This window comes from Paenibacillus sp. J45TS6 (assembly GCF_018403285.1).
In the GTDB taxonomy this organism is placed as follows: Bacteria; Bacillota; Bacilli; order Paenibacillales; family Paenibacillaceae; genus Paenibacillus.
Genome location: NZ_BOSJ01000001.1, coordinates 86,825 through 109,573, shown reverse-complemented (window position 1 = coordinate 109,573; position 22,749 = coordinate 86,825). Strand labels below are relative to the sequence as shown.

Genomic DNA, 22,749 nt, shown 5'->3' with positions numbered 1-22,749 from the left:
AAATAATTTAGCTTAGCCTGAAAATATAACAATTGGTTGGAGGTGCATCCTATGGATAAAATGAAAGTTACTTACGAGGTCATGTTAGGACTGGCTGCAGAAATGGTCTGGGACGCGGCATTACGCAAACATCGGAGTGAACAATTGTATGATGAAATTGACAAAGCACTGGCATCGGGGGATGAAGTGGCTTTCCGCAGCCTGACGGATGAACTGAGATTAATTATTTCGTAAGACAACCCTACGTTAAAAAAGAACCCTTCTCTGAAAAATGAGAAGGGTTCTTTTTTGAATCTATAGAAAGTCTTTCCAGTTATGGTTTCGAACCTTATAATAGAAGTAATACATAAAGAGGAGGCAGGGTCTTGAAATTCAGCGAGATTACATCAGAAGATTGGGTAGAATTGCAGTCTTACCTAGATACATGTCTCATACCATACACCGCACTTACGGGACGGGAATCCCCCTGCGAAACGGTAATTGCGCTTGAAAGGCTAAGAGATTTTCTGGATTATGTTGAGATTCCTTTCAACGGACGAGTAGTCACCTATCCTGCCGTTCATTATAGCCAAGCTTCGGAATTAGAGCATTTAAATGAGCTGTGCTCTCATCTAAAAGCAGGCGGATTCAAATATGTCATTGTGATGACTGCTGACGAAGCATTGGTTCAAGCTGATCTTCCTAAGGCAGATCTAGTCTTTTCTTTAGCTGCATTATCTCTTGGGAAGGAAGAATGGGAACACGCTATTGAAAACGAATTCAAGAAGGATATCCAGAGTCAAATCTATCAGATGTGGAATTAATCCATTTCATAGGGATATGTGACAAATTACCAACATTTTCATTGTAACGCTTCCATTCCCTGTTTGAAAATATGTGACAAATTCTTGACGGTCCTTGTAGGCTACTATATGATAATGTATGTCATAGTAATTTGTGGAATATTTTAAGAGAAGAATGAAATATTTGGATGAAAAAGGGGGTCGGAAGAGGATGAGCAATCACAATGACAATGAGCATAATGTGCCTAAGCCACCCAAGCGGAAAGAGATGTCACGCAGACAGTTTCTGACGTACACTTTGGGCGGAGCTACCGCATATATGGCTGCAGGTGTCGTATTGCCTATGGTTCGATTTGGTGTGGATCCAATATTGCAAAAGAAAGATGATGGCGCATTTGTGAAGGCAGTGGAAGTGAGTAAAGTGACTTCGGAGCCTCTGGAAGTCCATTTTGAACTGAAACAGCAAGATGGTTGGTACACTAACAATTCTTCACTAATTGCATGGATTCGCAAAGGGGAAGACGGCACCATCTATGCATTGTCACCGATATGTAAGCATCTTGGATGTTTGGTTGGTTACAATAACAATCCTGAATTTCAAAATCAATATTTCTGTCCTTGCCATGGTGCACATTATACACAAGAGGGGAAACAGTTAGCTGTAGCTTCCAAGCCGCTTGATGAGTACACCGTCAAGGAAGAAGATGGATGGATATACCTTGGGGAGATTATTCCGAATCAGAGAGTCCAATAGGAAGGCGTGAGTAGATGTTTAAAAATATTTACAACTGGGTCGACGAACGTCTGGATATCACTCCTATTTGGCGTGACGTTGCTGACCATGAAGTTCCTGAACACGTAAATCCAGCCCATCACTTTTCAGCGTTTGTATATTGCTTTGGCGGACTTACGTTCTTCATCACGGTTATACAGATTCTTTCAGGAATGTTTCTAACGATGTATTACGTACCCGACATTATTAATGCGTATGCTAGTGTAGAGTTTTTGCAAACCCAAGTTGCTTTTGGTCAGATTGTACGGGGAATGCACCACTGGGGAGCCAGCTTGGTCATAGTGATGATGTTTTTACATACGATGCGGGTGTTTTTCACAGGATCCTATAAAGCCCCACGTGAGATGAACTGGGTGGTAGGAATGTTAATCTTTTTCGTTATGCTTGGACTTGGATTAACAGGTTATCTGCTGCCTTGGGATAACAAAGCTTACTTTGCGACCAAAGTAACACTCGAGATCGCGAATACGGTTCCTTATTTGGGACCTATTATCAAAGAACTTTTACAAGGCGGTACGATTGTTGGAGCTGAGACATTAACGAGATTCTTTGCCCTTCACGTGTTCTTCCTTCCTGCTGTTCTGCTTATTTTACTTGTAGGCCATTTTATTATGATCCGCCGACAAGGTATCTCCGGACCACTATAATAGAAGGGGGGAAACGCCTATGGCACACGGGAAAAAATCAGACGAAAAAGTTGTTTTTGTTGGAGATTCCAGGGTACGTAAGGGTATGGGATTTGTTACACCGCCTGACTACACTTCATATCCGGGAAAATCAGAGGCTTTTATACCAAACTTCCTTTTAAAAGAATGGATGGTAGGGGTCGTTGTTCTTGTTGGCTTTCTGGTACTTACGATTTCGGAACCAGCACCGCTTGGATATCCTGCTGATCCTGGTGCATCGGTAATACCGATGCCTGACTGGTACTTTTTATTCTTATATCAATATCTGAAGTATCCTTATGCTTCTGGTGATTATGTTGTACTTGGTACACTCGGTGTTTCAGGTGTAGCATTTGGAGCTTTACTTCTTGCACCTTTTCTAGATACGGGGAAAGAACGCCGTTTCTATAAGAGGCCGATTGCATCAACGCTTATGCTGTTATCCATTGCTTCGGTCTTCTATCTGACCAATGTAGCATGGACTCATTACCAACATGAGCTTGAAAAGTCCGGTCAAGTTCCAGAACATATCGCACGTGAGGAAGAAGCGCTTGAGAAACATAATGCAGGGCTTCCTACTTCAATGGCACCTACTACAGAAGAAGTAGCCATTGTAGATCCAGATGGAGCAGGTGCTGAGATTTACAAAAAAGCGACCTGTATAACCTGCCATGCTGCGGATATGAAAGGGCAAGGGGGTCCTTCACTTCGGGGGATCGGCGATGCTCACAGCAAAGAAGAACTTCTCGGTATCATTCATGACGGTATTGGTGGAATGGGACCTCAATATGATGCCAACATCGCAAAAGGTTTAACAGACAAAGATATTGACACTCTTGCAGACTGGCTTGCTTCCCAGAAAACGGCAGAGTAATATTAGAATACGGGTTACCGAAAAAGGGCCTGACTGCTTCTATGAGCAGTCAGGCCCTTTTTAGAGAGAACTCAATCACAATCATTCTATTAAAGTGAATATCACATGATAAAGGAGGATGTACGGCACGTGTTATCCCTATCTTTTTTTTGGAGCCGTTCTGTGCTGATGAACCGCGGTTTCTTATGGCTCTTATTTTGGTGTAATTTGCTAGGTACAGTATATGGATACATATGGTATGATGATCAGCTTCTTTTCACACTTCAAAATTATCCGGCAGCTCTCCTTGTTTTTGTACCGGATAGCCCTACCGCTAGTTTATTTTTTACGCTATCCCTATTATTTCTGTTATATCCGCCATCCGGGCGTTCACTTAAGAATGCAGGGTATGTGATTCAAGGGTTAGCTGTCGTTACATCGATCAAATATGGAGTGTGGGCAGTGAGCATGATTGTAGCAGGATGGTCCTTCGGAGGAGATATGATCTGGCAGGATTTTATGCTAATCGCTTCTCACTTAGCGATGGCAGTAGAGGCACTTCTCTATGTTCGGTTCTTTGGATTTAGAATGGTTAGTCTGATTGTAGCAGGAGGGTGGACCCTCTTAAATGATGTCATGGATTACACATTTGGGATTTATCCGTATCTTCCTTATGAGCTTCATAATTACGTGAGTGAAGTACGAACCTTTACCTTCACACTGACGATTCTTAGTTTTATAGCAGGCTGGATCGCCTTGAAAAAGGCGAAACGGTTATAGTTCTAGGTGGACATCTCTCTTCATACGATACAGTAGGAGGGGATGTCCTTGTTTTTTCGAAAAAAACGTTCTTCCTTATTAATGGTTGGTCTACTATGTTGTACACTACTGAGTCAGACTTTCTTGCTGAACACCGCATATGCGGAAATTTCGGATCAAGCGAGTCCAAGCCTTGTAAACAATGCTGAACAACTCAATCAGATCGCAACCTCCTTATATCGGAATGCGCTCGACTATAATCTTTCTGCGGTACGTGAAGATGTAGAGGATTTAACGAGGCAAGTAGAGCGGTTCTCGTTCGATGGGTTAACTACAGTAGAAGGGATGCATGCCCTCACGGAGACGATTGTGGAAGTGAAGGAAGCTACAGCCAGTGTGCAGGCAGCGTCGGAATCTTTACAGCATGCGTCTGCGAAACTGAGACTTGCGGTGGATAGTTTGGCTCATCCGGATAAACCGCTGTGGCTTCAATACTACAAGATTTTGAAAGAAGACTTATCATCTATTGAACAAAAAGTAATGAATGAACCAGGAACAGATATAACTGCAAATTATATGGAACTGGAAAGTCATTATGAAACGATTCGTCCTGCAGCCATCATTCGAAGACAACCTTATGAAATTGAAAGATTTGATTCCTGGATGTCTTATCTAAAGGGACTGACAATGAGTAATGGAGCGAAAGGACAAGACATTCTAGGTACCCTAAAGCAGGGGGATGAATTTGCCAATGCTTTGTTTGGCAGGGAGAAGGATGCGACCGCTTTTGTTCCATTTGCTGCAGGGCCTGAACCTTGGGCAGCCAATTTATTCCTTGGTTCTGCGATTGTGGCGGTGCTTGCGTACGTCGGTTACCGTAAGTACAGGGGGAATCACCAATCCTATTTTTAGCCAGGTAAAATAAAAAGGGAAAATAGTCCGGATTTCCGGGCTATTTTTCTCCTTCTTTGAAGCCTTCCCCATGAACATCATGCACCTCATTAATAATGAAAAATGCTTTCGGATCAATGGATCTTACAATCTGATGGAGTTCTCTAATCTCTTGTCTAGAAACAACAGAGTACACAACATGTTTTGCTTTTTTTGAGTAGGCTCCAATCGCTGGAATCAGCGTAACTCCGCGTTCCATCTGTTTGGTTATTTTATCCGCAATTTCAGGGCCGTAATCACTAATGATCGTAAACGCTTTTGCAGCGTATGCTCCTTCTTGAATGAAATCAATAACCTTGGATCCGATAAATACGGCAATGAGCGTATACAGAATTTTTTCAATAGGTATGTAAATAAGGGAAGACCCAATAATAACAATATCAATGGCGAGCATAACTCGTCCAATACTGAGCCCCGTTTTCTTCGACAGAATTCTTGCGATGATATCAGAACCCCCGGTTGTCCCCCCTGCACGAAACACAATCCCTAAACCAAGACCAATGGTAACACCGGCATAAAGTGCAGCAAGCAATAGATCATGTTCCGTCTGCAAAGGAATGATATATCCTGCATCAATTAATCGTTCGAATAAACCGAGGAAAATGGTAAGAGCGACGATTCCGACACCGGTATAAATGATTTGTCTTCCGCCAAAAACTTTCCATCCCAGCAGAAACAGCGGGATATTAATAATGAGAGTAGAAATGGAAGGAGAAATACCAAAAGCATAATTTAGAAGCACGGTAATACCCGTGACTCCGCCTTCCATCAATTGATTCGGAATAATAAAATACAGGAGACCGAACGCAAAAATGGCGGTACCCAGGAGGATTGGTACAATGATCTTAAGTTGTGCTGTAATCTTATTCATTTGAATGAATCCCTCACTAGTATTAGATTTGCCTGGATGCTCAAATGTAGTATGCCTTTTTGATGGGAAGTTTAAAAAATGATTTGTTTTCACTTTCTCAATACGTTAACATATGGATGAAGTGAGTTGTAAACATTGGTTAGTAAGGAGTATGCTCACATGGAAAAAACTTTATCAGAAATGCAAAAAGAAGTGGACGATTATATCTCCCAATTCAAAGAAGGTTATTTCAGCCCGCTGACGATGCTCGCTCGAATGACGGAAGAAGTCGGAGAACTTGCTCGTGAAGTCAATCATGAGTATGGAGAAAAACCTAAAAAAGCAACGGAAGCGGATAATTCCATTGAACTGGAGCTTGGCGACATCTTGTTTATTACCATTTGTTTTGCCAATTCGCTCGGAATTGATCTAACCGAAGCTCATGATAAAGTGATGCACAAATTTAATACGCGAGATAAGGATCGCTGGACGAAAAAGGACACCGATTAGGCCATTCTTACATATGCTGTACTGACCGACGATACGGGAGGTGCAAGCTAACGTGAATGCTGACGACTACATTCAAGAAGCGTATAAAGCCATTTTTCATAATGACTTTGAACGGGCTGTCTACTGGTTTGAAACTGCAATAGCAGAGGAACCAAATAATCCAGAAATTCATTATCGCTGCTCGATTACGTATGCTCGTAATGGAAAGCTTGATCAGGCTTTTGTTCATGCGAACAAAGCAGCTGAGATGGCACCAGGGCATATTGAATATCTCATCCACATCAACCGTCTCCAGTCCAAAAAGCTGACTGCCCTGTCTCGTGTTCTCATTGAGTCGGGAAATGCAGATCCGAAGAAGAATTACGATAAGGCGCTGGAACAATTGAAACAGGCGATTACGCTGGATCCGCTCTATACAGAAGCGTATGTATGGCTCGCAGTTGCTTATGCCGAGATGAATGAATATATACTGGCTATTGCTGTATTAAAGGAAGCAATCGCGATGGAACCGCAAAATGAACAATTAACAGATCTGTTGCACGATTTTAATAAACGGATGAGAATATATTTCCAGAAACCATCAACCTAGTTAATCTAAGGAGTGTTCGTTTTGGCTGATAAAATTAAAGTTATTGTTGTAGGTGCAGGGGGGCGCATGGGGCGCGAGGTTGTTAAACTAGTGCTTCAGGATGAGGAATTAGAACTTGTTGCTGCAGTTAACCGTTCCGAAGCAGGTACGGATGCCGGCAAACTGGTAGGACTTGAACCTTGCGGGATTATCGTTATGGATCAGCTTGAAAAAGCTCTGAGTCAGACCGATGCTGATGTCATGGTTGATTTCACAACGCCTCAGTATGCTTATGAGCATACCTCCCTGGCTATTTCTCATGGGGTAAGACCTGTAATGGGGACAACTGGTTTTACGACCGAACAGATTACGGAACTGGACAAGCAATGTGAAAAACAAGGGATTGGCGGCTTAATCGCACCGAATTTTTCAATCGGAGCTATTCTGATGATGAAATTTGCTGCACAAGCTGCGAAGTATTTGCCAAACCTCGAAATTATTGAATATCACGGAGATCAAAAACTCGATGCACCATCGGGAACGGCTGTAAAAACAGCTGAGATGATTGCAGAGAATCGCAAAGAAATACGCCAAGGAAATCCAAAAGAAGAAGAAACAATAGAAGGATCACGCGGCGGGTACTACAATGGTTTCCGTATTCATAGTGTTAGACTTCCGGGCGTGTTTGCGCAGCAAGAAGTTATTTTTGGTGACTTCGGACAAACGCTGAAGATTAGACACGACTCCTATGAGCGTGCCGGTTATATGCCAGGTGTTAAGATCGGGATTCAAAAAGTAATGGAGTATACGGGAATGGTCTATGGATTCGATCATTTTATAGACTAGTTGTTTGAAAAGCCTCAATTTATAGACATAGGGAGAGAACAGATATGTTAAAAATCGCTTTTATTGCACATGACCGTAAAAAAGATGAAATGGTTAACTTTGTAACAGCATATGAACACGTATTTGTTGGACACCAGCTTTATTCAACGGGGACAACCGGACAGCGTATCATGGCAGGTACAAATTTGGAAATTCATCGCTTTATGTCAGGCCCGCTTGGCGGTGACCAGCAGATTGGTGCACTTGTTGCTCAGAATGAGATGGATTTAATTATATTCCTGCGGGATCCATTAATGGCACAGCCGCATGAACCGGATATCAATGCATTACTTCGTCTATGTGATGTTCAAGGGATTCCGCTTGCCACCAATGTAGCTACGGCTGAAATTTTGGTGAAGGCGCTGGATCGCGGAGATTTCGCATGGCGTCAGCTTGTACATAAATACAAACCAGGTACCGATGGTACAGATTCCGAATAATACGGAAATAATTTCACTATTCTTAAGTAAAAGGAGGCCCTTCTTTGAGTCAAGCGGGTAAACACTTAAAAATCGGGATTACCTGTTATCCGTCTCTAGGCGGTTCGGGTGTCGTAGCAACTGAGCTTGGAAAAAGGCTCGCCGAAAGAGGGCATGAGGTTCATTTTATTGCGAACAGTATACCTTTTCGACTTGGACAATTCCATAAAAACGTATTTTATCATGAGGTGGAAGTGAACGATTATTACGTCTTTCGCTATCCTCCTTATGACTTGTCTTTAGCTACAAAAATGGCTCAAGTAGCCAAAGCACAGCAGCTCGATCTGCTGCATGTGCATTATGCGGTACCTCATGCGGTATGCGCCTACTTGGCTAAACAAATGGTACCGAATGATTTGAAAGTAGTGACAACTTTGCATGGAACCGATATTACGGTACTTGCACAGGATGAATCGCTCAAAGACTTGATTCAGCTGGCTATTAATAAGAGCGATGCGGTAACAGCCGTCTCAAACGATTTAATTCGCGAGACACATGAACTGCTCGATATTACGCGAGATATTGATCTTACGTATAATTTTGTGGATGAGAGAGTGTATTATCCAAGAGAAGTCTCATCCCTGCGAAGAGATTATGTAAGTGATCAAGAGAAAGTGCTCATGCATATTTCTAACTTCCGTCCAGTGAAGCGAACCCTGGATGTCATTGATGTGTTTGCAAGAGTTCAGCGAGAGCTTCCTGCGAAGCTTATACTCGTTGGTGAAGGACCAGACTTACCTAAAATTCAATGTAAAATCCAGGAGCTCGGTCTATCTGAAAAAGTTCTCTTTCTCGGAAAGCAAGATGACGTAGCACAGGTGATTTCGATGGCTGATCTACTGTTACTTCCATCCGAAAAAGAAAGCTTTGGTCTTGTTGCTCTTGAAGCAATGGCTTGCGGTGTACCAACGATCGGATCTACGGCGGGCGGAATTCCAGAACTCGTATTACACGGACAAACAGGGATGTTATCCCCGATTGGAGATACGGAGCAAATGGCAAAAGATGCTGTCCGCTTGCTAACGGATGGTGAACTTATGAACAAATTCAAAAAGGCTTGTCTTGAAAGAGCGAGCGTTAACTTTAATATTGATAAAATAACGGAACAGTATGAACGAATTTATGATCGGGTACTAACACAAAAACCGGCATCAATTTTATAAAAAGTCCCTGTGTGGATGAGGTTCGGTAAAGGAGTAAGTGGGAATGAAGAACTGGGATTATACGCTTCCAGCAATGGCTGCTGGTGGAGAACAAGTGCTGCAAAAACTAAACGACCATGGTTACGATGCCTTTTTTGTTGGTGGATGTGTGCGGGACGAGCTAATGCATAGAACGGTTACGGACATGGACATAACGACTTCGGCAACGCCTGAACAGGTTATTACTCTTTTTCCGGACTCCATTCCTACCGGGCTTCAGCATGGGACAGTTACGGTGCGAAGTAACGGACATCATTATGAAGTAACGACTTTTCGTACTGAGAGCGGGTATGAAGATTTTCGACGCCCGACCGAAGTCCATTTTGTGGATCGAGTAGAAGATGATTTAAAAAGAAGAGACTTTACGATGAATGCGATCGCCCGTAATGTACACGGCGATTTGCTTGATCCTTTTCACGGTCAAGAGGATATTAAGCAAGGTATTGTGAAGTGTGTCGGGACCCCAGAAGAAAGATTTGAAGAAGACGCCCTTCGCATCATGAGAGGCGTTCGTTTTGCTTCGGTTTTCAATTTCGGACTGGAGACAGATACCTGGTCGGGAATGATTCGTCAGCGTGATAAACTCGCTTACATAGCAATGGAACGAGTTCGTACGGAGATGGATAAAATGATGGCAGGTCCTTTTCCTTCTAAAGGTGTGCAGCTTCTTATGGACAGCTGCATCTTAGAATATGTGAAGGCGCCGGTAAGTTTCACCCTATTAGACCGTAATCTTACTGGATATTTGGATAAACTTCCGCAGCAAGCAGTTTATCGCTATGAAATGTTGCTGTTGTTACTTCAGATGGGTTCATCTGAGGCTAGTACCTTACTTCGTGAATGGACATTTTCAGGCGAATCACGTGATCGAATAACAAATATGTTAGCCTTTCATGAACATATGATGAGTTTATTTGAGAAGCTCGCCTTAAACATGAAGCAGATGGAGAAAACAGAACTTTTGAGTTTGCTGCGATCAGACTGGATACCTCTTGTCCTTCGGTTTGGAAGAGAAGCGGCTCAAGACTGGATTTTGATCAATAGGGAAATAGCGGTAGAAGGGGATATCTTTTCTCCTGCGTATAGCAATCTTTGTCCCTTGCTGCTTCTGAAAGCGGAAGATTGGACTGCTGAAATGAATGTATATCATGTAAAAGATCTGGCACTTGGAGGGGCTGACTTGATGAGAGTCACAGGGCGCAAGGGCGGGCCTTGGCTCGGTTTAACCATGAAGAGACTTTTACATGTTGTAGCACTTGGACAGATCCCTAATGACCATGATTCTCTAATAGATGCAGCGAAGAAGGTGATTGAAGATGAAGTTTAAATTGTTGCTCGATTTATTTGATGAAAAGTCGAATAGCTTTGTTTCCGGGGAAGAAATCAGTAACCGATTATCCATCAGCAGAGCAGCGGTATGGAAGCAAATTAACCAATTGCGTGAGCTCGGTTACGAATTCGAAGCGGTGTCCCGTAAAGGATATCGTTTATTGTACAAACCAGATAAGTATGAGCATAAGGATCTTATGCAAAATATAAACACAGCCGTTTTTGGAAGCAGGTTTCATCTTCTGGAATCGACTTCCTCTACGCAGATCGAAGCAATCAAGCTTGCAGAAGAAGGAGCCGAAGCAGGGACTCTGGTGATTTCGGATATGCAGACGAGTGGGCGAGGGCGTCTTGGACGCAACTGGTTCTCTCCTGCTGGAAAAGGCATCTGGATGAGTCTTGTTTTACGCCCGGAACTGCCGGTTAGATTTATGCCTCAGTTAACGTTGTTAACAGGTGTAGCGGTATGCAGTGCGATCCGAAAAGTTACAGGAGTGGAAGCGGGGCTCAAATGGCCAAATGATATTTTGATCAGCGGCCGTAAAGTGTGCGGTATTCTTCTCGAAGCAGCTACCGAAGATAACAAAGTAAGGTATTGTATTGCAGGGATAGGCATCGATGTTAATTTGTCTGAACAAGATTATCCAGAAGAACTGCGAAGTATTGCTACTTCTTTGAGAATGGAATCTGGAACTTCTGTTTCTCGGTCGAAACTGATCGGTGAAGTGATGAATGAACTCGAAGCGAGATATTTGCAGTATGAGAAGGAAGGATTTGCTCCGATCTTGAAAGAGTGGGAAGCCTTGTCGGCCTCTTTAGGGAAACAAGTGCGCTCGGTAACGCTCAACCAGGTAATTGAAGGAACGGCTATCGGTTTATCCGACAGTGGAGGTCTTATCGTTTTGACGGAAGAAGGAAAGAATTCTACTATTTTTTCCGGTGAAGTGGAGATAATACAATAAGGGCAGCCGTCCGAGTAAACAGATGTAAAAATCGGATGACTTCTTCATTAATCTAATGATGGTTCATCCTGTATGCTTTAGATTAATTATTCCGGGGCATAGACATTTGGTCTTTTTTTGGTATACTTTCTTCTTGAGGCGGTATTAAATTATTGCAATTTGAACTGCACTCAATAAGTTAGTCTGCTTTAAAAATTATTATTTTATAGGTTTGTTGGATTCTGCTCTGAGCCGAAGAGGACCGAGACAGAAGGGACGATCGTTAAGTGACTCTTTTTTGACTTTTGGGACCTTTTTAGTGACAACTAAAAGGTTTTTTTGTGTGTTCATCATCTAAACCTCCAGGGCCCAGCTGATGAGAATCCGTAGGAATTTCACATTTTTCAACATCTCAGACTTACGGTCAATATCAGAACAGAAGGGAGCCACATCCAAATGGCTGCAGTAAAAAAACCACTTAATATTGTTAAAATGAAAAAAATGAAAGAAAATAAAGAACCGATCACAATGGTGACTGCTTACGACTATCCTTCCGCGTTACTTGCTGAGGAAGCGGGAGTAGATATGATTCTTGTAGGAGATTCACTTGGTAACGTTGTGCTTGGATATAACTCCACAATTCCTGTAACACTCGATGATATGGTTTACCACAGCCGCTCTGTTGCACGCGGAGCTGAGCATACATTTATTGTTGCCGATATGCCTTTTATGACGTATCACGGCAGCATTGACGAAAGCTTGCGCGGTGTTCGCAGATTAATGCAGGAAGGGCATGCCCATGCCGTAAAACTAGAGGGCGGAGCTGAGATTGCGGATACCGTTCGTACCATTGTTTCCGCAGGTGTTCCTGTTCTCGGACACATTGGACTCACGCCTCAGTCTGTGAATCAAATTGGTGGATTCCGGGTACAAGGAAAAGACGCACAAGATGCAAAACGATTGCTTGAAGACGCTAAGGCTCTAGAAAAAGCGGGTGCGTTTGCAGTAGTACTTGAGCTGGTAACCGAAGAAGTAGCGGAAGCAATCTCTCGTGAGCTTAGCATCCCAACCATTGGTATTGGTGCAGGTCGAGGGTGCGATGGGCAAGTTCTAGTGTTCCATGATATTGTTCAGTATGCTTCTCCTTATATTCCGAAACGATTTGTTAAAACGTACAGTGATGTAGGGTCCATTATTCGTGAGAGTATTGCAAACTATGTGAAAGAAGTAAAAGAGAAATCTTTCCCAGCACAGGAACATGTATTTACGGCAGAAGACGGTGTCGTTGAGTCGCTATACGGAAATCGTAAAGCAAAGGTGGATAATTAAGATGATTACCGTTCGTAGTATTCAGGAACTAAGATCTCAAATTGCAGGGATGAAAAAGCAGATTTCTAAACCGGAAGTAACGGTTGGATTTGTGCCTACAATGGGTTTCCTGCATGAAGGTCATGCCAGTTTGATGAAACAAGCAAGAAACAAAACCGATATTGTTGTGCTCAGTATTTTTGTGAATCCGATCCAGTTTGGTCCGAATGAGGATTTCGAAAGTTACCCGCGTGATGAGAAGAGAGATCTTGCGGTAGCTGAAAAAGAAGGAGTAGATATTGTATTTATTCCTTCGGTTGAAGAAATGTATCCAGAGCCTACAAAGACGACGATTCAAGTCGCTGGCCTGACAGAAGGCCTATGCGGTGCTTCTCGTCCAGGTCACTTTGACGGGGTAACTACGGTTGTCGCCAAACTTTTCAATATAGTTCAGCCTGATTTCGCATTTTTTGGTATGAAAGATGCACAACAAGTTGCAGTGCTGTCGCAAATGGTTGCGGATTTGAATATGCCTGTAACCATTGTTCCTTGCCCAATCATGAGAGAGGACGATGGGCTGGCTTTAAGCTCTCGTAACGTCTATTTAAGCAGTGAGGAGCGTTCGCAGGCACTCTGCTTGTCACGTTCACTTGCTCTTGCTGAGAAAGCAAGTAAAGAACGTGCTGATATTACCATTGGTGAGCTTCGCAGCCTGGTTATTGCAGAAATCGAAAAATCACCAATTGCGGTAATTGATTATGTGGAAATTTTGACGTTTCCCGGTTTACAACCACTAGGTGAGGAACACAAGCTTACCGATCTAGAAGATGTAATTGTGGCATTAGCCGTTAAATTCGGCAAAACTCGTCTGATCGATAATCATCGTTTACAGAAAGTGAAGGTGGTCTCGCATGTTTAGAACTTTAATGAAATCAAAAATACATCGTGCAACTGTAACAGAAGCAAATTTAAATTATGTAGGAAGTATTACAATCGATCGCGATCTAATGGAAGCAGCGGATATTTTTGAGAACGAGAAAGTACAGATTGTGAATAACAATAATGGAGCCAGACTAGAGACTTATGTCATCCCTGGACCACGCGGTTCTGGAACGATCTGTCTCAATGGCGCAGCAGCTCGTCTCGTTCAGCCGGGAGATACGGTTATTATTATCTCTTATGCGATGATGGATGCAGCGGAGATGGCAAGTCATAAGCCAACCGTCGTATTTGTTAATGATGCGAATAAACCGGTTCAAACCGTTCAACAGGAAGTTCACGCCACGATCATGTAATCCATGGGAATAAGGAATGAAAACTGCCCATTACGCAGAAAATGTGATTAGGTTACTGCACTAATCCATTTTACCGAGGGTGGGATGCAAGCCATGTTTCAATATTTATTCGCCGAAATGAATGATGCGCTTGACGAGATTGAGAAGTATTATTCTGCTGCACCTGCCGTTAAGAAACAGGAATTGTTACGAAAGTGGAATTTGCTAAAACAGATGAGCGATGGAATTATGGATGAGTGGATGTCATTCGAAGAAAAGATGGCTCGGATACGGGAAAGCGGTTTGTTCCGCGGAACGGATCCCTTTACCATGATTCCGGAACTCAAGTTTCAATCTTTTGTCAAAGGACAGGGTTATTTTAAACTTCTTATGTACAAACACGCGGCTGAAGAATTTAACAAAGTCGTTGAATTGTACCCGGAAAGTTTAATGTCACGTCTGTACTTAGCTGTGTCGTATCTTCATTTAGAAGAAACACATGTCGCTGCAAAGGAACTGAATCGAATTTTGCTGAACAGCGATCAGCCTAGATTAAAAGCGCTGGCATATAATGCACTTGGCTGTATCCATGCCAAACATACGGATCTCGAGAAAGCTCTTTCCTGTTTTGCACTTTCTCTAAAGCTTGATCCTAGTTTGCAAGAGCCGCTGTATAATCTGGAAGCATGCAGATCAAATAGCGGAAAACTCCATTATGGAACCCAGTTGCTTGCTCTCTCCTAGAGATGCATCAAAAGGCAGTGCATCAAAAAGGCGATGTCTCTTCATTTGGCATCGTCCTTTTTTTGTGCTCTAATGTTCAAAAGTCTTTTTTTTTGCTATGCTACTAAAGAGACTGGATGAAGGGAACGTTTAATTGTAATGAAATTTGCCGTGCTTGATTTTGAAACAACAGGTACCCAGTCTGATGGTGAAATTACCCAGGTTGGACTTACCATAATAGATCATGATTTAAGTATAAAAGAGACATACAGCTCTTATGTCAATCCCGGCGTTCCCATTCCACCTTTTATAACTGGACTGACTGGAATTTCGGATGACGATGTCAAAGATGCACCTCATCTTGAAGAAATGATGATGGAACTTGTTCCATTGCTAGATGACGTTGTACTCGTTGGGCATAATGTAGCTTTTGATTTTTACTTTTTGCAAAATGCGTTAGATCGATGCGGATACCTGCCGTTTACAGGCCGTATTTTGGATACGATGGACTTTATAAAAGTTTGTTTTCCTTCGCTTTCCTCTTACCAGCTGGGTTATGTTTCAACTGAATTTGGATTTGAACATGACAGACCGCACCAAGCGGATAGCGATGCACTGGCAACCGCCCATGTATTTCTTAAAAGCATTGACGAACTGAGAGGCTTACCTTTGATTACACTGCAGCGTCTCTCGGACCTCTTTCCTGCAGAGGAAAGTGATTTCGGCTGGTTTTTGGATGGACTGCTGACAGAGAAGGAAAGCGAGCCGATTCAGGATCTGGATGGTCAGAAATACTACAGGCAACTTGCGCTCGCCATTGATGATTGGTCTACGATTGCTCCGCCACGGGACGAGCGTGCACCGAACCCTTTGGAAAATGAGTCGTTCAGCGAGTATATGGAGAAGGTTCAACAGAATTTGAAAGAAAAACTTCCCAACTATGAACAAAGGGAAGCGCAAAATATGATGTTTGACGAAGTCAATAAAGCTCTTTATGAGGACAAGCATTTATTGATTGAGGCGGGAACAGGAACAGGTAAATCACTCGGATATTTGTTGCCTTCTATTTACCAAAGTGTAAAGCAGGAGACTAAGGTTACGGTAAGTACACACACCATAAACCTGCAGGAACAATTGCGTGAACGTGATCTTCCTCTGTTAACAAAAGTCGTTCCTTTTCCTTTTAAAGCTGCGATCTTCAAAGGTCGTGGACATTATCTTTGCCTGCGTAAGTTTGAACAGAAGCTGAATAATAAAGAATTTGCTACACCCAAAGAAGATGTCTTTACTGCTGCTCAGATGCTCGTCTGGCTCACGCAGACAGAAACCGGAGATGATGAAGAACTAAACTTAAGCCACCGGGGAACAGATTTCTGGGAAACCGTGCAAAGCGAATCTGAATCCTGTTTAGGACGGAGCTGTCCGTGGTTCAAAAAATGTTTCTATCATCGTGCGCGTCATGAAGCGGGGATTGCAGATGTTGTGATTACCAATCACTCGAAACTGTTTACAGATGTGAAAGCCAGCCATCAACTGCTTCCAAGTTATGATTATCTAGTGATTGATGAAGCTCATCATCTAGAAGACGTAGCTGGTAAACATCTGGGGATGCATATGAAATATTTCTCAGTGGTCCATACTCTAACGAGACTGTTTAAGGATAGTCGTAACGGTCAATTTCCTGCACTTCGTCAACAAATCAATCAGTCAGGACATGAGAAATACGTGGAATGGACTTCAGCTATTGACGAGTTGTTCCCATTTGCTCTGGAAGCGAAGGAAGAATGGGATACACTGAGTGATATGTTATTTAAGCTATTACCAGAGAGAATGGATGCTGCGCCAGGAGATTCAGGACAGTTTTCACTAAGACTGAAGCCGCAGGCGAAGCCAAAAGCATGGGACAAAATCTCAAAACATGAAAATCAGTTTTATGTCACAGTAGGCGAAATGGTGCGCAAAGCAGATAAGCTGCTTGGAGAAGTGAGAGAAGAACTAGACGATTATGCATCAGATAGTCTGATTACGGATATCACAGGTCTTGTCAGAGACTTAGCAGAGCTTAGGGATAATTTGAGACTCTTTATGCGGCTTGACGATACAGGCACCGTATACTGGCTTGAAGCAAGCGGTCAGTTTAGAAGTAAGTCCCTTCAGCTATATGCAGTTCCTGTCGATGTAAGTTCACATTTGAAGGAACTGTTTTTTGATAAAAAACACAGTGTGATTCTGACCTCTGCTACGTTATCTGTAGACAAGTCATTTCAGTTTATGATCGATCAGCTGGGACTATCGGAAGCGCAGGAAAAGGGCAGGCTTATGACGTCCTTGCTGCCATCGCCATTCAATTATAGGGATCAGGCACTTCTTGTCATTCCACGCGATTTTCCAAGCGTAAAAGGAAGTGTAGGGGATGATCACTTTGTAAGTATGCTTGTGACTTCACTTGCAGAGACAGCGAAGGCTACCAAAGGCAGGATGTTAGTGTTGTTTACATCCTATCGAATGCTGAGACAAGTGCATGAACCACTAAAAGAAGCACTTGCAGCTAGTGACATCACGGTGCTTGGGCAAGGAGTAGATACAGGCAGCCGGACAAAACTTACTCGTCGGTTCCAAGAGGCTAAGGCTTCTGTTTTGCTCGGAACAAGCAGCTTCTGGGAAGGTGTAGATATTCCAGGAGAAGCTTTAACTTGCCTTGCGATCGTGCGACTGCCTTTCCAGCCGCCTAGCCATCCGGTGGTGGAAGCGAAAAGCGAACTTTTGGAAAAAGAAAAGAAAAATCCTTTTATGAAACTTTCTGTTCCGCAGGCAGTGATCCGGTTCAAACAAGGTTTCGGACGGCTCGTTCGTACAGCACAGGACAGAGGTATCGTTATCGTTTACGATACAAGGGTTATTGAATCTTATTATGGAAAGTACTTTTTGTACTCCTTGCCAGGTCCAAAAATGGAACATATGGTTACGGAGAAGATGGTTCCAAGGATTAGTGAATGGCTGATGGAACATGAAACGAATAATGAAACAGACGGAACATAAGAAATTGTGTTTTGATGTAAGGGGGAGTTAACATTGAAGTCGGATAAAATTTCAGAGGCAGTCGTTCGTCGGCTGCCCGTATATCTGCGTTATCTGCAGGAGTTATACAAAAGAGAAGTTACAACGGTATCATCTCAAGAACTCGGGCTTAAACTGGATCTAAATCCAGCTCAAATCCGTAAAGATTTAGCTTATTTTGGCGATTTTGGACGGAAGGGAATCGGATATGACGTCGCTTATCTTATTGATAAAATCCGTCAAATTCTCAAAATTGATCAAGTCATCAATGTTGCCCTCGTCGGGGCAGGTAATCTCGGTCAAGCTTTATCTAACTATAACCGCTATGTAAAAGACAATATGAAGATTGTTGCCGTATTTGACTCCTATGATAAAAAAATTGGAACGATGATTAATACACTTACGGTACAGCCAATGGAAGAGTTACAGGATACAGTGAAAGAACGGAATATCCGGATTGGGATCATTACGGTGCCTGATTTTGAAGCTCAGCGTGTAGCGGATTGCATGGTTGAAGCAGGTATAGAGGCTATACTTAATTTTGCACCGATTATTATTAAAGCTCCGCCGCATATTCGGATTCATACGGCCGATTTCACAACAGATCTATTAAGCCTTGCTTATTATCTGGAAAGCGAAGAAGGAAAGGAAGAAACAGAAGATGAAAAGTCATAAATGGCTTATTAAGAATGGACAATTTGCAGTTAGTGATCCAGAATGGCGAATCGTTAAAGGTTATATGCTTGTGGAGAATGATAAGATTGTCTACATAGGCGAGAAACTCCCTGAGGGTGAAGAAGAAACGACCGTTTTTGACGGGAATAATCTACTCTTTATTCCTGGTCTAATCAATACGCACGGTCACGCTGCAATGTCTCTTCTGCGAGGTTATGGGGATGATCTTGCACTCCAAATTTGGCTTCAAGAAAAAATGTGGCCAATGGAAGAGAAGTTCACGGCAGACGATGTATACTGGGGAGCGTCCTTGTCGATCCTTGAGATGATTAAAGGGGGGACAACCGCTTTTCTTGACATGTATGATCAGATGAATCAAGTGGCTAAGGTAGTAGAGGAGTCGGGAATACGTGCAAGCCTGATGCGCGGTGTAATTGGATTCGGTTCAGATGAACTGCGAGCTTCTAAACTTGCGGAAGCGACTTCTTTTGCTAAGGAATGGAACGGACAAGCGAGTGGCAGAATTACCACGATGCTGTCTCCTCATGCACCGTACACATGTGGTCCTGAGTTTATTGAAAAATTTGTTCAGGCAGCACATGACTTGGACCTGCCGCTTCATACACACATGTCTGAGACAAAGGCAGAGGTAGAACAGAACGTGAAAGATTATGGGCTCCGTCCGGTTGCTCACTTAGAGAAATTGGGCTTCTTCTCACGTCCATCCCTCGTGGCGCATGCGGTTCATTTAACTGACGAAGAAATTGAAATTCTTGCTAAATATAATGTTGCTGTAGCTCACAATCCAGGAAGCAACTTGAAACTTGCCAGCGGTGTAGCTCGAGTTCCGGATCTATTAAAAGCTGGGGTTGTTGTATCGTTAGCAACGGATGGACCTGCAAGCAATAATAATCTGGACATGTTTGAAGAGATGCGTCTGGCTGCCCTTATCCATAAAGGAGTCTCTGGTGATCCAACGGCTGTTCCAGCGACAGAAGCTCTTCGCATGGGAACGGAATATGGAGCAAAATCGATCTATGTTGAAGACACGGGGACGCTTGCAGTAGGCAAGAAAGCAGATTTTATAGCGATTGATTTAGATCAGGCGCACTTTTTGCCGTATTCAGATTTGATCTCTCATGTTGTATACTCGGCAAGTGCTAAAGACGTAAAACATGTTTGGGTGGATGGCAAACAGTTGTTAAAAGATGGTGAAGCTCTTACTTTAGATGAAGAACGTATTAAGCGAGAAGCAGAATCTGCATTTAAAGGACTGAAAGCCCGCTAACGGACCAAGGGTGAGAAGGGAGTCCCGCCTTGAGAAGGAATCGAAAAAAATGGATATACATTAGTATTCTTACCGTATTACTAATTTTATTTGGGATTTATCAATTTTATGTTTACGTAATGAAAGATCAGTGGGCGGAAAGAGACCTCGCGGTGTCGATTGCAGAGCAACAGGCACAGCTTACGTCCGTTACAAAAACACAAAAGTCGGTTTGGGGAGAAGAATCGATTTATTGGACGATCGAAGGCATGAGCAGCGAGAATAAGCCGATTATGGTCTGGGTCCAGTTCGGAATGGATCATAAGCCAGTTAGTGGTAAAAATAGTGTTCATAGTGAACTCATTGAGAATAGCTTTTCTGAAGATGAAATGTACGCCAAAATCGCTTCAGAGTTAGGCAATATAGAGATTATTCATTTGCATCCAAGCTACTACAATAAAACGTATGTATGGCAGCTCTTTTATAAGCAAGATGGCAAATATGTGTATCGGTTCTACCAATTCAGCGATGGAACCGAAATAGGTAATGGTTATCAATTACCCGATTAAGAAGTAAATTGATATAACAAATAACCCCCGAATGGTCGATATAGATCACTCGGGGGTTATTTTATTTGGTAACATAGAAAAATGTTTCATAGTTTAGATTTCATGCTTACGATATGTTATGCTATATTTATAGATTTTATTTACAGCAAAAAGACTAAAAGTAAGGGAGGTTGTCACTTGAAATTGCGTCCCATCCCAATTGCAGTATCTTTGTTCGTTACTGCTACACTGCTGTTTGGCGGTTGGTTTGCGTACCGTCAGGTGGCTATGATTAAACCAATTGATAAGTTGGTTTCAGCATACGAAGGTGTCAACAATGTTCAAATAGATATTACCCCAAAGGAAGTGACTTTGAATCTCGATTTGGAGCCTCAAACGAATCTAAGGGGTCTAGTTGAACTTATTCATACAGATGGAAATCCGTATTTAAAGGGAAAGAAACTTAAACTTGACGTAAAAAATCATTCCACAGAGGAACTCGATGAATTTTGGTCAACTGCCTTGTTCACGGTAGCAGAAGCAATGGAAACAAGACAATATACTCAGATTCCTGAAGAACTGCAGAAAATGAGTGATGGCAGCATACAAGTAGATTACGACATGGATGATCAGAATGTGTATGTAAGTCTATCTGACGGAGAGGCAAGCAAGTTTATTATTTTGCCGAGACAGTCGGCAACGATGGGGGTATGGCCAAATGCCTAAGTGGACCAAGGAAATCTTGATTGGCGCAACGCCCGTCATTTTCTTATTTCTCGTCTATATTGGGGTTAATGTAGTTCCCTTATTGCTTATGGGGCTTCTTGTTGGAGGTGTATTTCTTCTTATGCAGATGCGCGGCGGTCTGACCGTCGGTGCAAGCAGTGAAAGAAAGCGAAAAAAAGCAGGTCCGAAGAAGCTCACTTTTGAGGAAATAGGCGGTCAAGATAGTGCGAAACAGGAGCTTAGAGAGGCGCTTGATTTTTTAATCAGACATGAGGAAATACAGAAATTTGGTATCCGTCCCTTAAAAGGGATCTTGTTAACCGGCCCTCCGGGAACAGGTAAAACACTCATGGCCAAAGCAGCAGCACATTACACGAATTCCGTGTTTATTGCTACATCAGGCAGTGAATTTGTAGAAATGTATGTTGGTGTGGGTGCGGGCCGTGTTCGGGAGCTGTTCCGTGATGCGAGAACGCGAGCAGCCAAGGAAAATAAAGAAAATGCAATCATTTTTATTGATGAAATCGATGTTATTGGCGGTAAACGAGAAGGCGGGCAACAACGTGAATACGATCAGACCCTAAATCAGCTTCTGACGGAAATGGATGGGATCTATACATCCGACGCACCGCGTATTCTAATCATAGCTGCAACCAACCGTAAAGAAATGCTGGACAGCGCTTTGCTTCGCCCAGGACGTTTTGATAGACATATACAAGTGGACTTGCCGGATAAAAAAGGACGCAGACATATTCTTGAACTGCATGCCAAAAACAAGCCGCTTGATAAAAACATTAACATGGATAAAATTGCGGAAGAGTCCTATGGCTTCTCTGGTGCCCAACTGGAAAGTCTAATGAACGAAGCAGCGATTTATGCGATGCGGGATGATAGTAGTTATATTTTGCAAAAACATCTTTCCATGGCCATCGATAAGGTGATGATGGGTGAAAAAACAGACAGAGAATCAAATGAAGAAGAGAAAAAGCGGGTAGCAGTGCACGAATTAGGACATGCCATTGCGGCAGAAGCAGTACGTCCAAATAGTGTCGGCCAGGTTGCTTTAAGTCCTCGTGGACAAGCGTTAGGCTATGTAAGACATAACCCGCAAGAAGAACAATACTTATACACCAAAGAGTTTTTAGAAGCTCAAATTATGATTGCGTTAGGCGGTGCAGCAGCAGAAGAAATTTACTACGGAGGCCGCAGTACGGGTTCAAGAAATGATTTTGAGCAAGCATTAGATATTGTTAAAACAATGATCAGCTCTGGACTTACGGGACTCGGGATTGTGCATCTTGAGATGGTCTCACAGGCCGAGATGTCGAAAGAAAACGCAGCGATATTAAATGACCTTTTCTCCCGTACAAAGCAGCTGTTGATCGATCACGGTCCTATCTTTGATCAATCATTAAGCATCCTGCTTAAAGAAGAAGTGTTATCTGGTGATGAATTTCGCAAATTATTCAAAGAAAGTACATTATTGCCAGCATAATCTATGATGCTGGTTATTTTTTTTTACTTTTGTTTCGTGCTAAGATATTATTAGATGTTGGGTCATAAAATGTATTTTTCGACAAAGAAGAATACAAAATATTACTAGA

Annotated in this window: 25 protein-coding genes; 24 read left to right on the top strand and 1 reads right to left on the bottom strand. The window is 42.7% G+C overall.

Annotated features, from left to right (window positions below):
- Positions 1 to 51 precede the first annotated feature (51 nt).
- The 7 genes from KJS58_RS00510 (at position 52) to KJS58_RS00480 (ending at position 4,764) form a co-directional block, all read left to right on the top strand.
- A complete protein-coding gene (locus KJS58_RS00510) occupies positions 52 to 234 on the top strand; it encodes an IDEAL domain-containing protein (RefSeq protein WP_160033227.1) in 183 nt (60 codons plus the stop codon).
- Between the two features lie 131 nt (positions 235 to 365).
- A complete protein-coding gene (locus KJS58_RS00505; RefSeq protein WP_213529553.1) occupies positions 366 to 803 on the top strand; it encodes a DUF2487 family protein in 438 nt (145 codons plus the stop codon).
- Between the two features lie 190 nt (positions 804 to 993).
- On the top strand, positions 994 to 1,536 hold the full coding sequence (locus tag KJS58_RS00500) for a Rieske (2Fe-2S) protein (RefSeq protein ID WP_213529552.1): 543 nt from the start codon (positions 994 to 996) through the stop codon (positions 1,534 to 1,536).
- Positions 1,537 to 1,550: 14 nt separating this feature from the next.
- Positions 1,551 to 2,222 (top strand): menaquinol-cytochrome c reductase cytochrome b subunit, encoded by a 672-nt coding sequence (gene qcrB / locus KJS58_RS00495; protein ID WP_191799267.1) that lies wholly within the window; start codon positions 1,551 to 1,553, stop codon positions 2,220 to 2,222.
- Between the two features lie 19 nt (positions 2,223 to 2,241).
- Complete coding sequence (locus KJS58_RS00490) at positions 2,242 to 3,114, top strand: menaquinol-cytochrome c reductase cytochrome b/c subunit (RefSeq protein WP_213529550.1); 873 nt, start codon at positions 2,242 to 2,244, stop codon at positions 3,112 to 3,114.
- A gap of 168 nt (positions 3,115 to 3,282) precedes the next feature.
- Positions 3,283 to 3,873 carry a DUF1405 domain-containing protein gene (locus KJS58_RS00485; protein ID WP_249716849.1) on the top strand — a complete coding sequence of 197 codons (591 nt, stop codon included), beginning with the start codon at positions 3,283 to 3,285 and terminating at the stop codon, positions 3,871 to 3,873.
- Between the two features lie 48 nt (positions 3,874 to 3,921).
- Positions 3,922 to 4,764, top strand: a complete 843-nt coding sequence (locus tag KJS58_RS00480) for a sporulation protein YpjB (RefSeq protein ID WP_213529546.1) — start codon at positions 3,922 to 3,924, stop codon at positions 4,762 to 4,764.
- A gap of 40 nt (positions 4,765 to 4,804) precedes the next feature.
- On the opposite strand, the gene KJS58_RS00475 is transcribed toward KJS58_RS00480, so the two are convergent.
- Positions 4,805 to 5,674 carry a YitT family protein gene (locus KJS58_RS00475; RefSeq protein WP_374705765.1) on the bottom strand — a complete coding sequence of 290 codons (870 nt, stop codon included), beginning with the start codon at positions 5,672 to 5,674 and terminating at the stop codon, positions 4,805 to 4,807.
- Between the two features lie 159 nt (positions 5,675 to 5,833).
- On the opposite strand from KJS58_RS00475, the gene KJS58_RS00470 reads away from it, so the two are divergent.
- From KJS58_RS00470 to KJS58_RS00390, 17 genes are all read left to right on the top strand, one after another.
- On the top strand, positions 5,834 to 6,163 hold the full coding sequence (locus KJS58_RS00470) for a nucleotide pyrophosphohydrolase (protein WP_213529544.1): 330 nt from the start codon (positions 5,834 to 5,836) through the stop codon (positions 6,161 to 6,163).
- Positions 6,164 to 6,215: 52 nt separating this feature from the next.
- Positions 6,216 to 6,752, top strand: a complete 537-nt coding sequence (locus KJS58_RS00465) for a tetratricopeptide repeat protein (RefSeq protein WP_213529542.1) — start codon at positions 6,216 to 6,218, stop codon at positions 6,750 to 6,752.
- Between the two features lie 21 nt (positions 6,753 to 6,773).
- Entirely contained in the window at positions 6,774 to 7,577 is an 804-nt protein-coding gene (gene dapB, locus KJS58_RS00460; protein ID WP_213529540.1) for a 4-hydroxy-tetrahydrodipicolinate reductase, read from the top strand.
- A gap of 44 nt (positions 7,578 to 7,621) precedes the next feature.
- On the top strand, positions 7,622 to 8,056 hold the full coding sequence (mgsA, locus tag KJS58_RS00455) for a methylglyoxal synthase (protein WP_213529538.1): 435 nt from the start codon (positions 7,622 to 7,624) through the stop codon (positions 8,054 to 8,056).
- Positions 8,057 to 8,100: 44 nt separating this feature from the next.
- Positions 8,101 to 9,258 (top strand): N-acetyl-alpha-D-glucosaminyl L-malate synthase BshA, encoded by a 1,158-nt coding sequence (gene bshA, locus KJS58_RS00450; protein ID WP_213529537.1) that lies wholly within the window; start codon positions 8,101 to 8,103, stop codon positions 9,256 to 9,258.
- A gap of 43 nt (positions 9,259 to 9,301) precedes the next feature.
- A complete protein-coding gene (locus KJS58_RS00445; protein WP_213529535.1) occupies positions 9,302 to 10,624 on the top strand; it encodes a CCA tRNA nucleotidyltransferase in 1,323 nt (440 codons plus the stop codon).
- Positions 10,614 to 11,588, top strand: coding sequence for a biotin--[acetyl-CoA-carboxylase] ligase (locus KJS58_RS00440; RefSeq protein WP_213529533.1), 975 nt, complete (start codon positions 10,614 to 10,616; stop codon positions 11,586 to 11,588). The genes KJS58_RS00445 and KJS58_RS00440 overlap by 11 nt, the downstream gene beginning before the upstream one ends.
- 435 nt (positions 11,589 to 12,023) lie before the next feature.
- Positions 12,024 to 12,896 carry a 3-methyl-2-oxobutanoate hydroxymethyltransferase gene (panB, locus tag KJS58_RS00435; protein WP_213529531.1) on the top strand — a complete coding sequence of 291 codons (873 nt, stop codon included), beginning with the start codon at positions 12,024 to 12,026 and terminating at the stop codon, positions 12,894 to 12,896.
- Between the two features lies 1 nt (position 12,897).
- Complete coding sequence (gene panC / locus KJS58_RS00430; RefSeq protein ID WP_213529529.1) at positions 12,898 to 13,794, top strand: pantoate--beta-alanine ligase; 897 nt, start codon at positions 12,898 to 12,900, stop codon at positions 13,792 to 13,794.
- Complete coding sequence (gene panD, locus KJS58_RS00425; RefSeq protein ID WP_160033195.1) at positions 13,787 to 14,170, top strand: aspartate 1-decarboxylase; 384 nt, start codon at positions 13,787 to 13,789, stop codon at positions 14,168 to 14,170. Before panC ends, panD begins: the two co-directional genes overlap by 8 nt.
- Before the next feature lie 93 nt (positions 14,171 to 14,263).
- Positions 14,264 to 14,893 (top strand): tetratricopeptide repeat protein, encoded by a 630-nt coding sequence (locus tag KJS58_RS00420; RefSeq protein ID WP_213529527.1) that lies wholly within the window; start codon positions 14,264 to 14,266, stop codon positions 14,891 to 14,893.
- A 138-nt stretch (positions 14,894 to 15,031) separates the two neighbouring features.
- Positions 15,032 to 17,911: an ATP-dependent DNA helicase DinG gene (gene dinG / locus KJS58_RS00415; protein ID WP_213529525.1), complete on the top strand. Its 2,880-nt coding sequence runs from the start codon at positions 15,032 to 15,034 to the stop codon at positions 17,909 to 17,911.
- A gap of 33 nt (positions 17,912 to 17,944) precedes the next feature.
- On the top strand, positions 17,945 to 18,604 hold the full coding sequence (locus KJS58_RS00410) for a redox-sensing transcriptional repressor Rex (RefSeq protein ID WP_213529523.1): 660 nt from the start codon (positions 17,945 to 17,947) through the stop codon (positions 18,602 to 18,604).
- Complete coding sequence (locus KJS58_RS00405) at positions 18,591 to 19,892, top strand: amidohydrolase (protein WP_213529521.1); 1,302 nt, start codon at positions 18,591 to 18,593, stop codon at positions 19,890 to 19,892. Before KJS58_RS00410 ends, KJS58_RS00405 begins: the two co-directional genes overlap by 14 nt.
- Positions 19,893 to 19,921: 29 nt before the next feature.
- Complete coding sequence (locus KJS58_RS00400; protein WP_249716829.1) at positions 19,922 to 20,440, top strand: cell wall elongation regulator TseB-like domain-containing protein; 519 nt, start codon at positions 19,922 to 19,924, stop codon at positions 20,438 to 20,440.
- Positions 20,441 to 20,617: 177 nt separating this feature from the next.
- Positions 20,618 to 21,145: a hypothetical protein gene (locus tag KJS58_RS00395; RefSeq protein WP_213529519.1), complete on the top strand. Its 528-nt coding sequence runs from the start codon at positions 20,618 to 20,620 to the stop codon at positions 21,143 to 21,145.
- Complete coding sequence (locus KJS58_RS00390) at positions 21,138 to 22,640, top strand: AAA family ATPase (protein WP_213529517.1); 1,503 nt, start codon at positions 21,138 to 21,140, stop codon at positions 22,638 to 22,640. The genes KJS58_RS00395 and KJS58_RS00390 overlap by 8 nt, the downstream gene beginning before the upstream one ends.
- Positions 22,641 to 22,749 lie beyond the last annotated feature (109 nt).

Bases quoted from the DNA above. Each gene is read 5' to 3' on its own strand.
- panC (WP_213529529.1), top strand. From the start codon at position 12,898: ATGATTACCGTTCGTAGTATTCAGGAACTAAGATCTCAAATTGCAGGG.
- KJS58_RS00440 (WP_213529533.1), top strand. From the start codon at position 10,614: ATGAAGTTTAAATTGTTGCTCGATTTATTTGATGAAAAGTCGAATAGC.
- qcrB (WP_191799267.1), top strand. From the start codon at position 1,551: ATGTTTAAAAATATTTACAACTGGGTCGACGAACGTCTGGATATCACT.
- panB (WP_213529531.1), top strand. From the start codon at position 12,024: ATGGCTGCAGTAAAAAAACCACTTAATATTGTTAAAATGAAAAAAATG.
- KJS58_RS00420 (WP_213529527.1), top strand. From the start codon at position 14,264: ATGTTTCAATATTTATTCGCCGAAATGAATGATGCGCTTGACGAGATT.
- KJS58_RS00475 (WP_374705765.1), bottom strand. From the start codon at position 5,674: ATGAATAAGATTACAGCACAACTTAAGATCATTGTACCAATCCTCCTG.
- KJS58_RS00405 (WP_213529521.1), top strand. From the start codon at position 18,591: ATGAAAAGTCATAAATGGCTTATTAAGAATGGACAATTTGCAGTTAGT.
- KJS58_RS00500 (WP_213529552.1), top strand. From the start codon at position 994: ATGAGCAATCACAATGACAATGAGCATAATGTGCCTAAGCCACCCAAG.
- dinG (WP_213529525.1), top strand. From the start codon at position 15,032: ATGAAATTTGCCGTGCTTGATTTTGAAACAACAGGTACCCAGTCTGAT.
- panD (WP_160033195.1), top strand. From the start codon at position 13,787: ATGTTTAGAACTTTAATGAAATCAAAAATACATCGTGCAACTGTAACA.
- KJS58_RS00390 (WP_213529517.1), top strand. From the start codon at position 21,138: ATGCCTAAGTGGACCAAGGAAATCTTGATTGGCGCAACGCCCGTCATT.
- KJS58_RS00470 (WP_213529544.1), top strand. From the start codon at position 5,834: ATGGAAAAAACTTTATCAGAAATGCAAAAAGAAGTGGACGATTATATC.
- KJS58_RS00445 (WP_213529535.1), top strand. From the start codon at position 9,302: ATGAAGAACTGGGATTATACGCTTCCAGCAATGGCTGCTGGTGGAGAA.
- KJS58_RS00485 (WP_249716849.1), top strand. From the start codon at position 3,283: ATGAACCGCGGTTTCTTATGGCTCTTATTTTGGTGTAATTTGCTAGGT.
- mgsA (WP_213529538.1), top strand. From the start codon at position 7,622: ATGTTAAAAATCGCTTTTATTGCACATGACCGTAAAAAAGATGAAATG.
- KJS58_RS00490 (WP_213529550.1), top strand. From the start codon at position 2,242: ATGGCACACGGGAAAAAATCAGACGAAAAAGTTGTTTTTGTTGGAGAT.
- KJS58_RS00510 (WP_160033227.1), top strand. From the start codon at position 52: ATGGATAAAATGAAAGTTACTTACGAGGTCATGTTAGGACTGGCTGCA.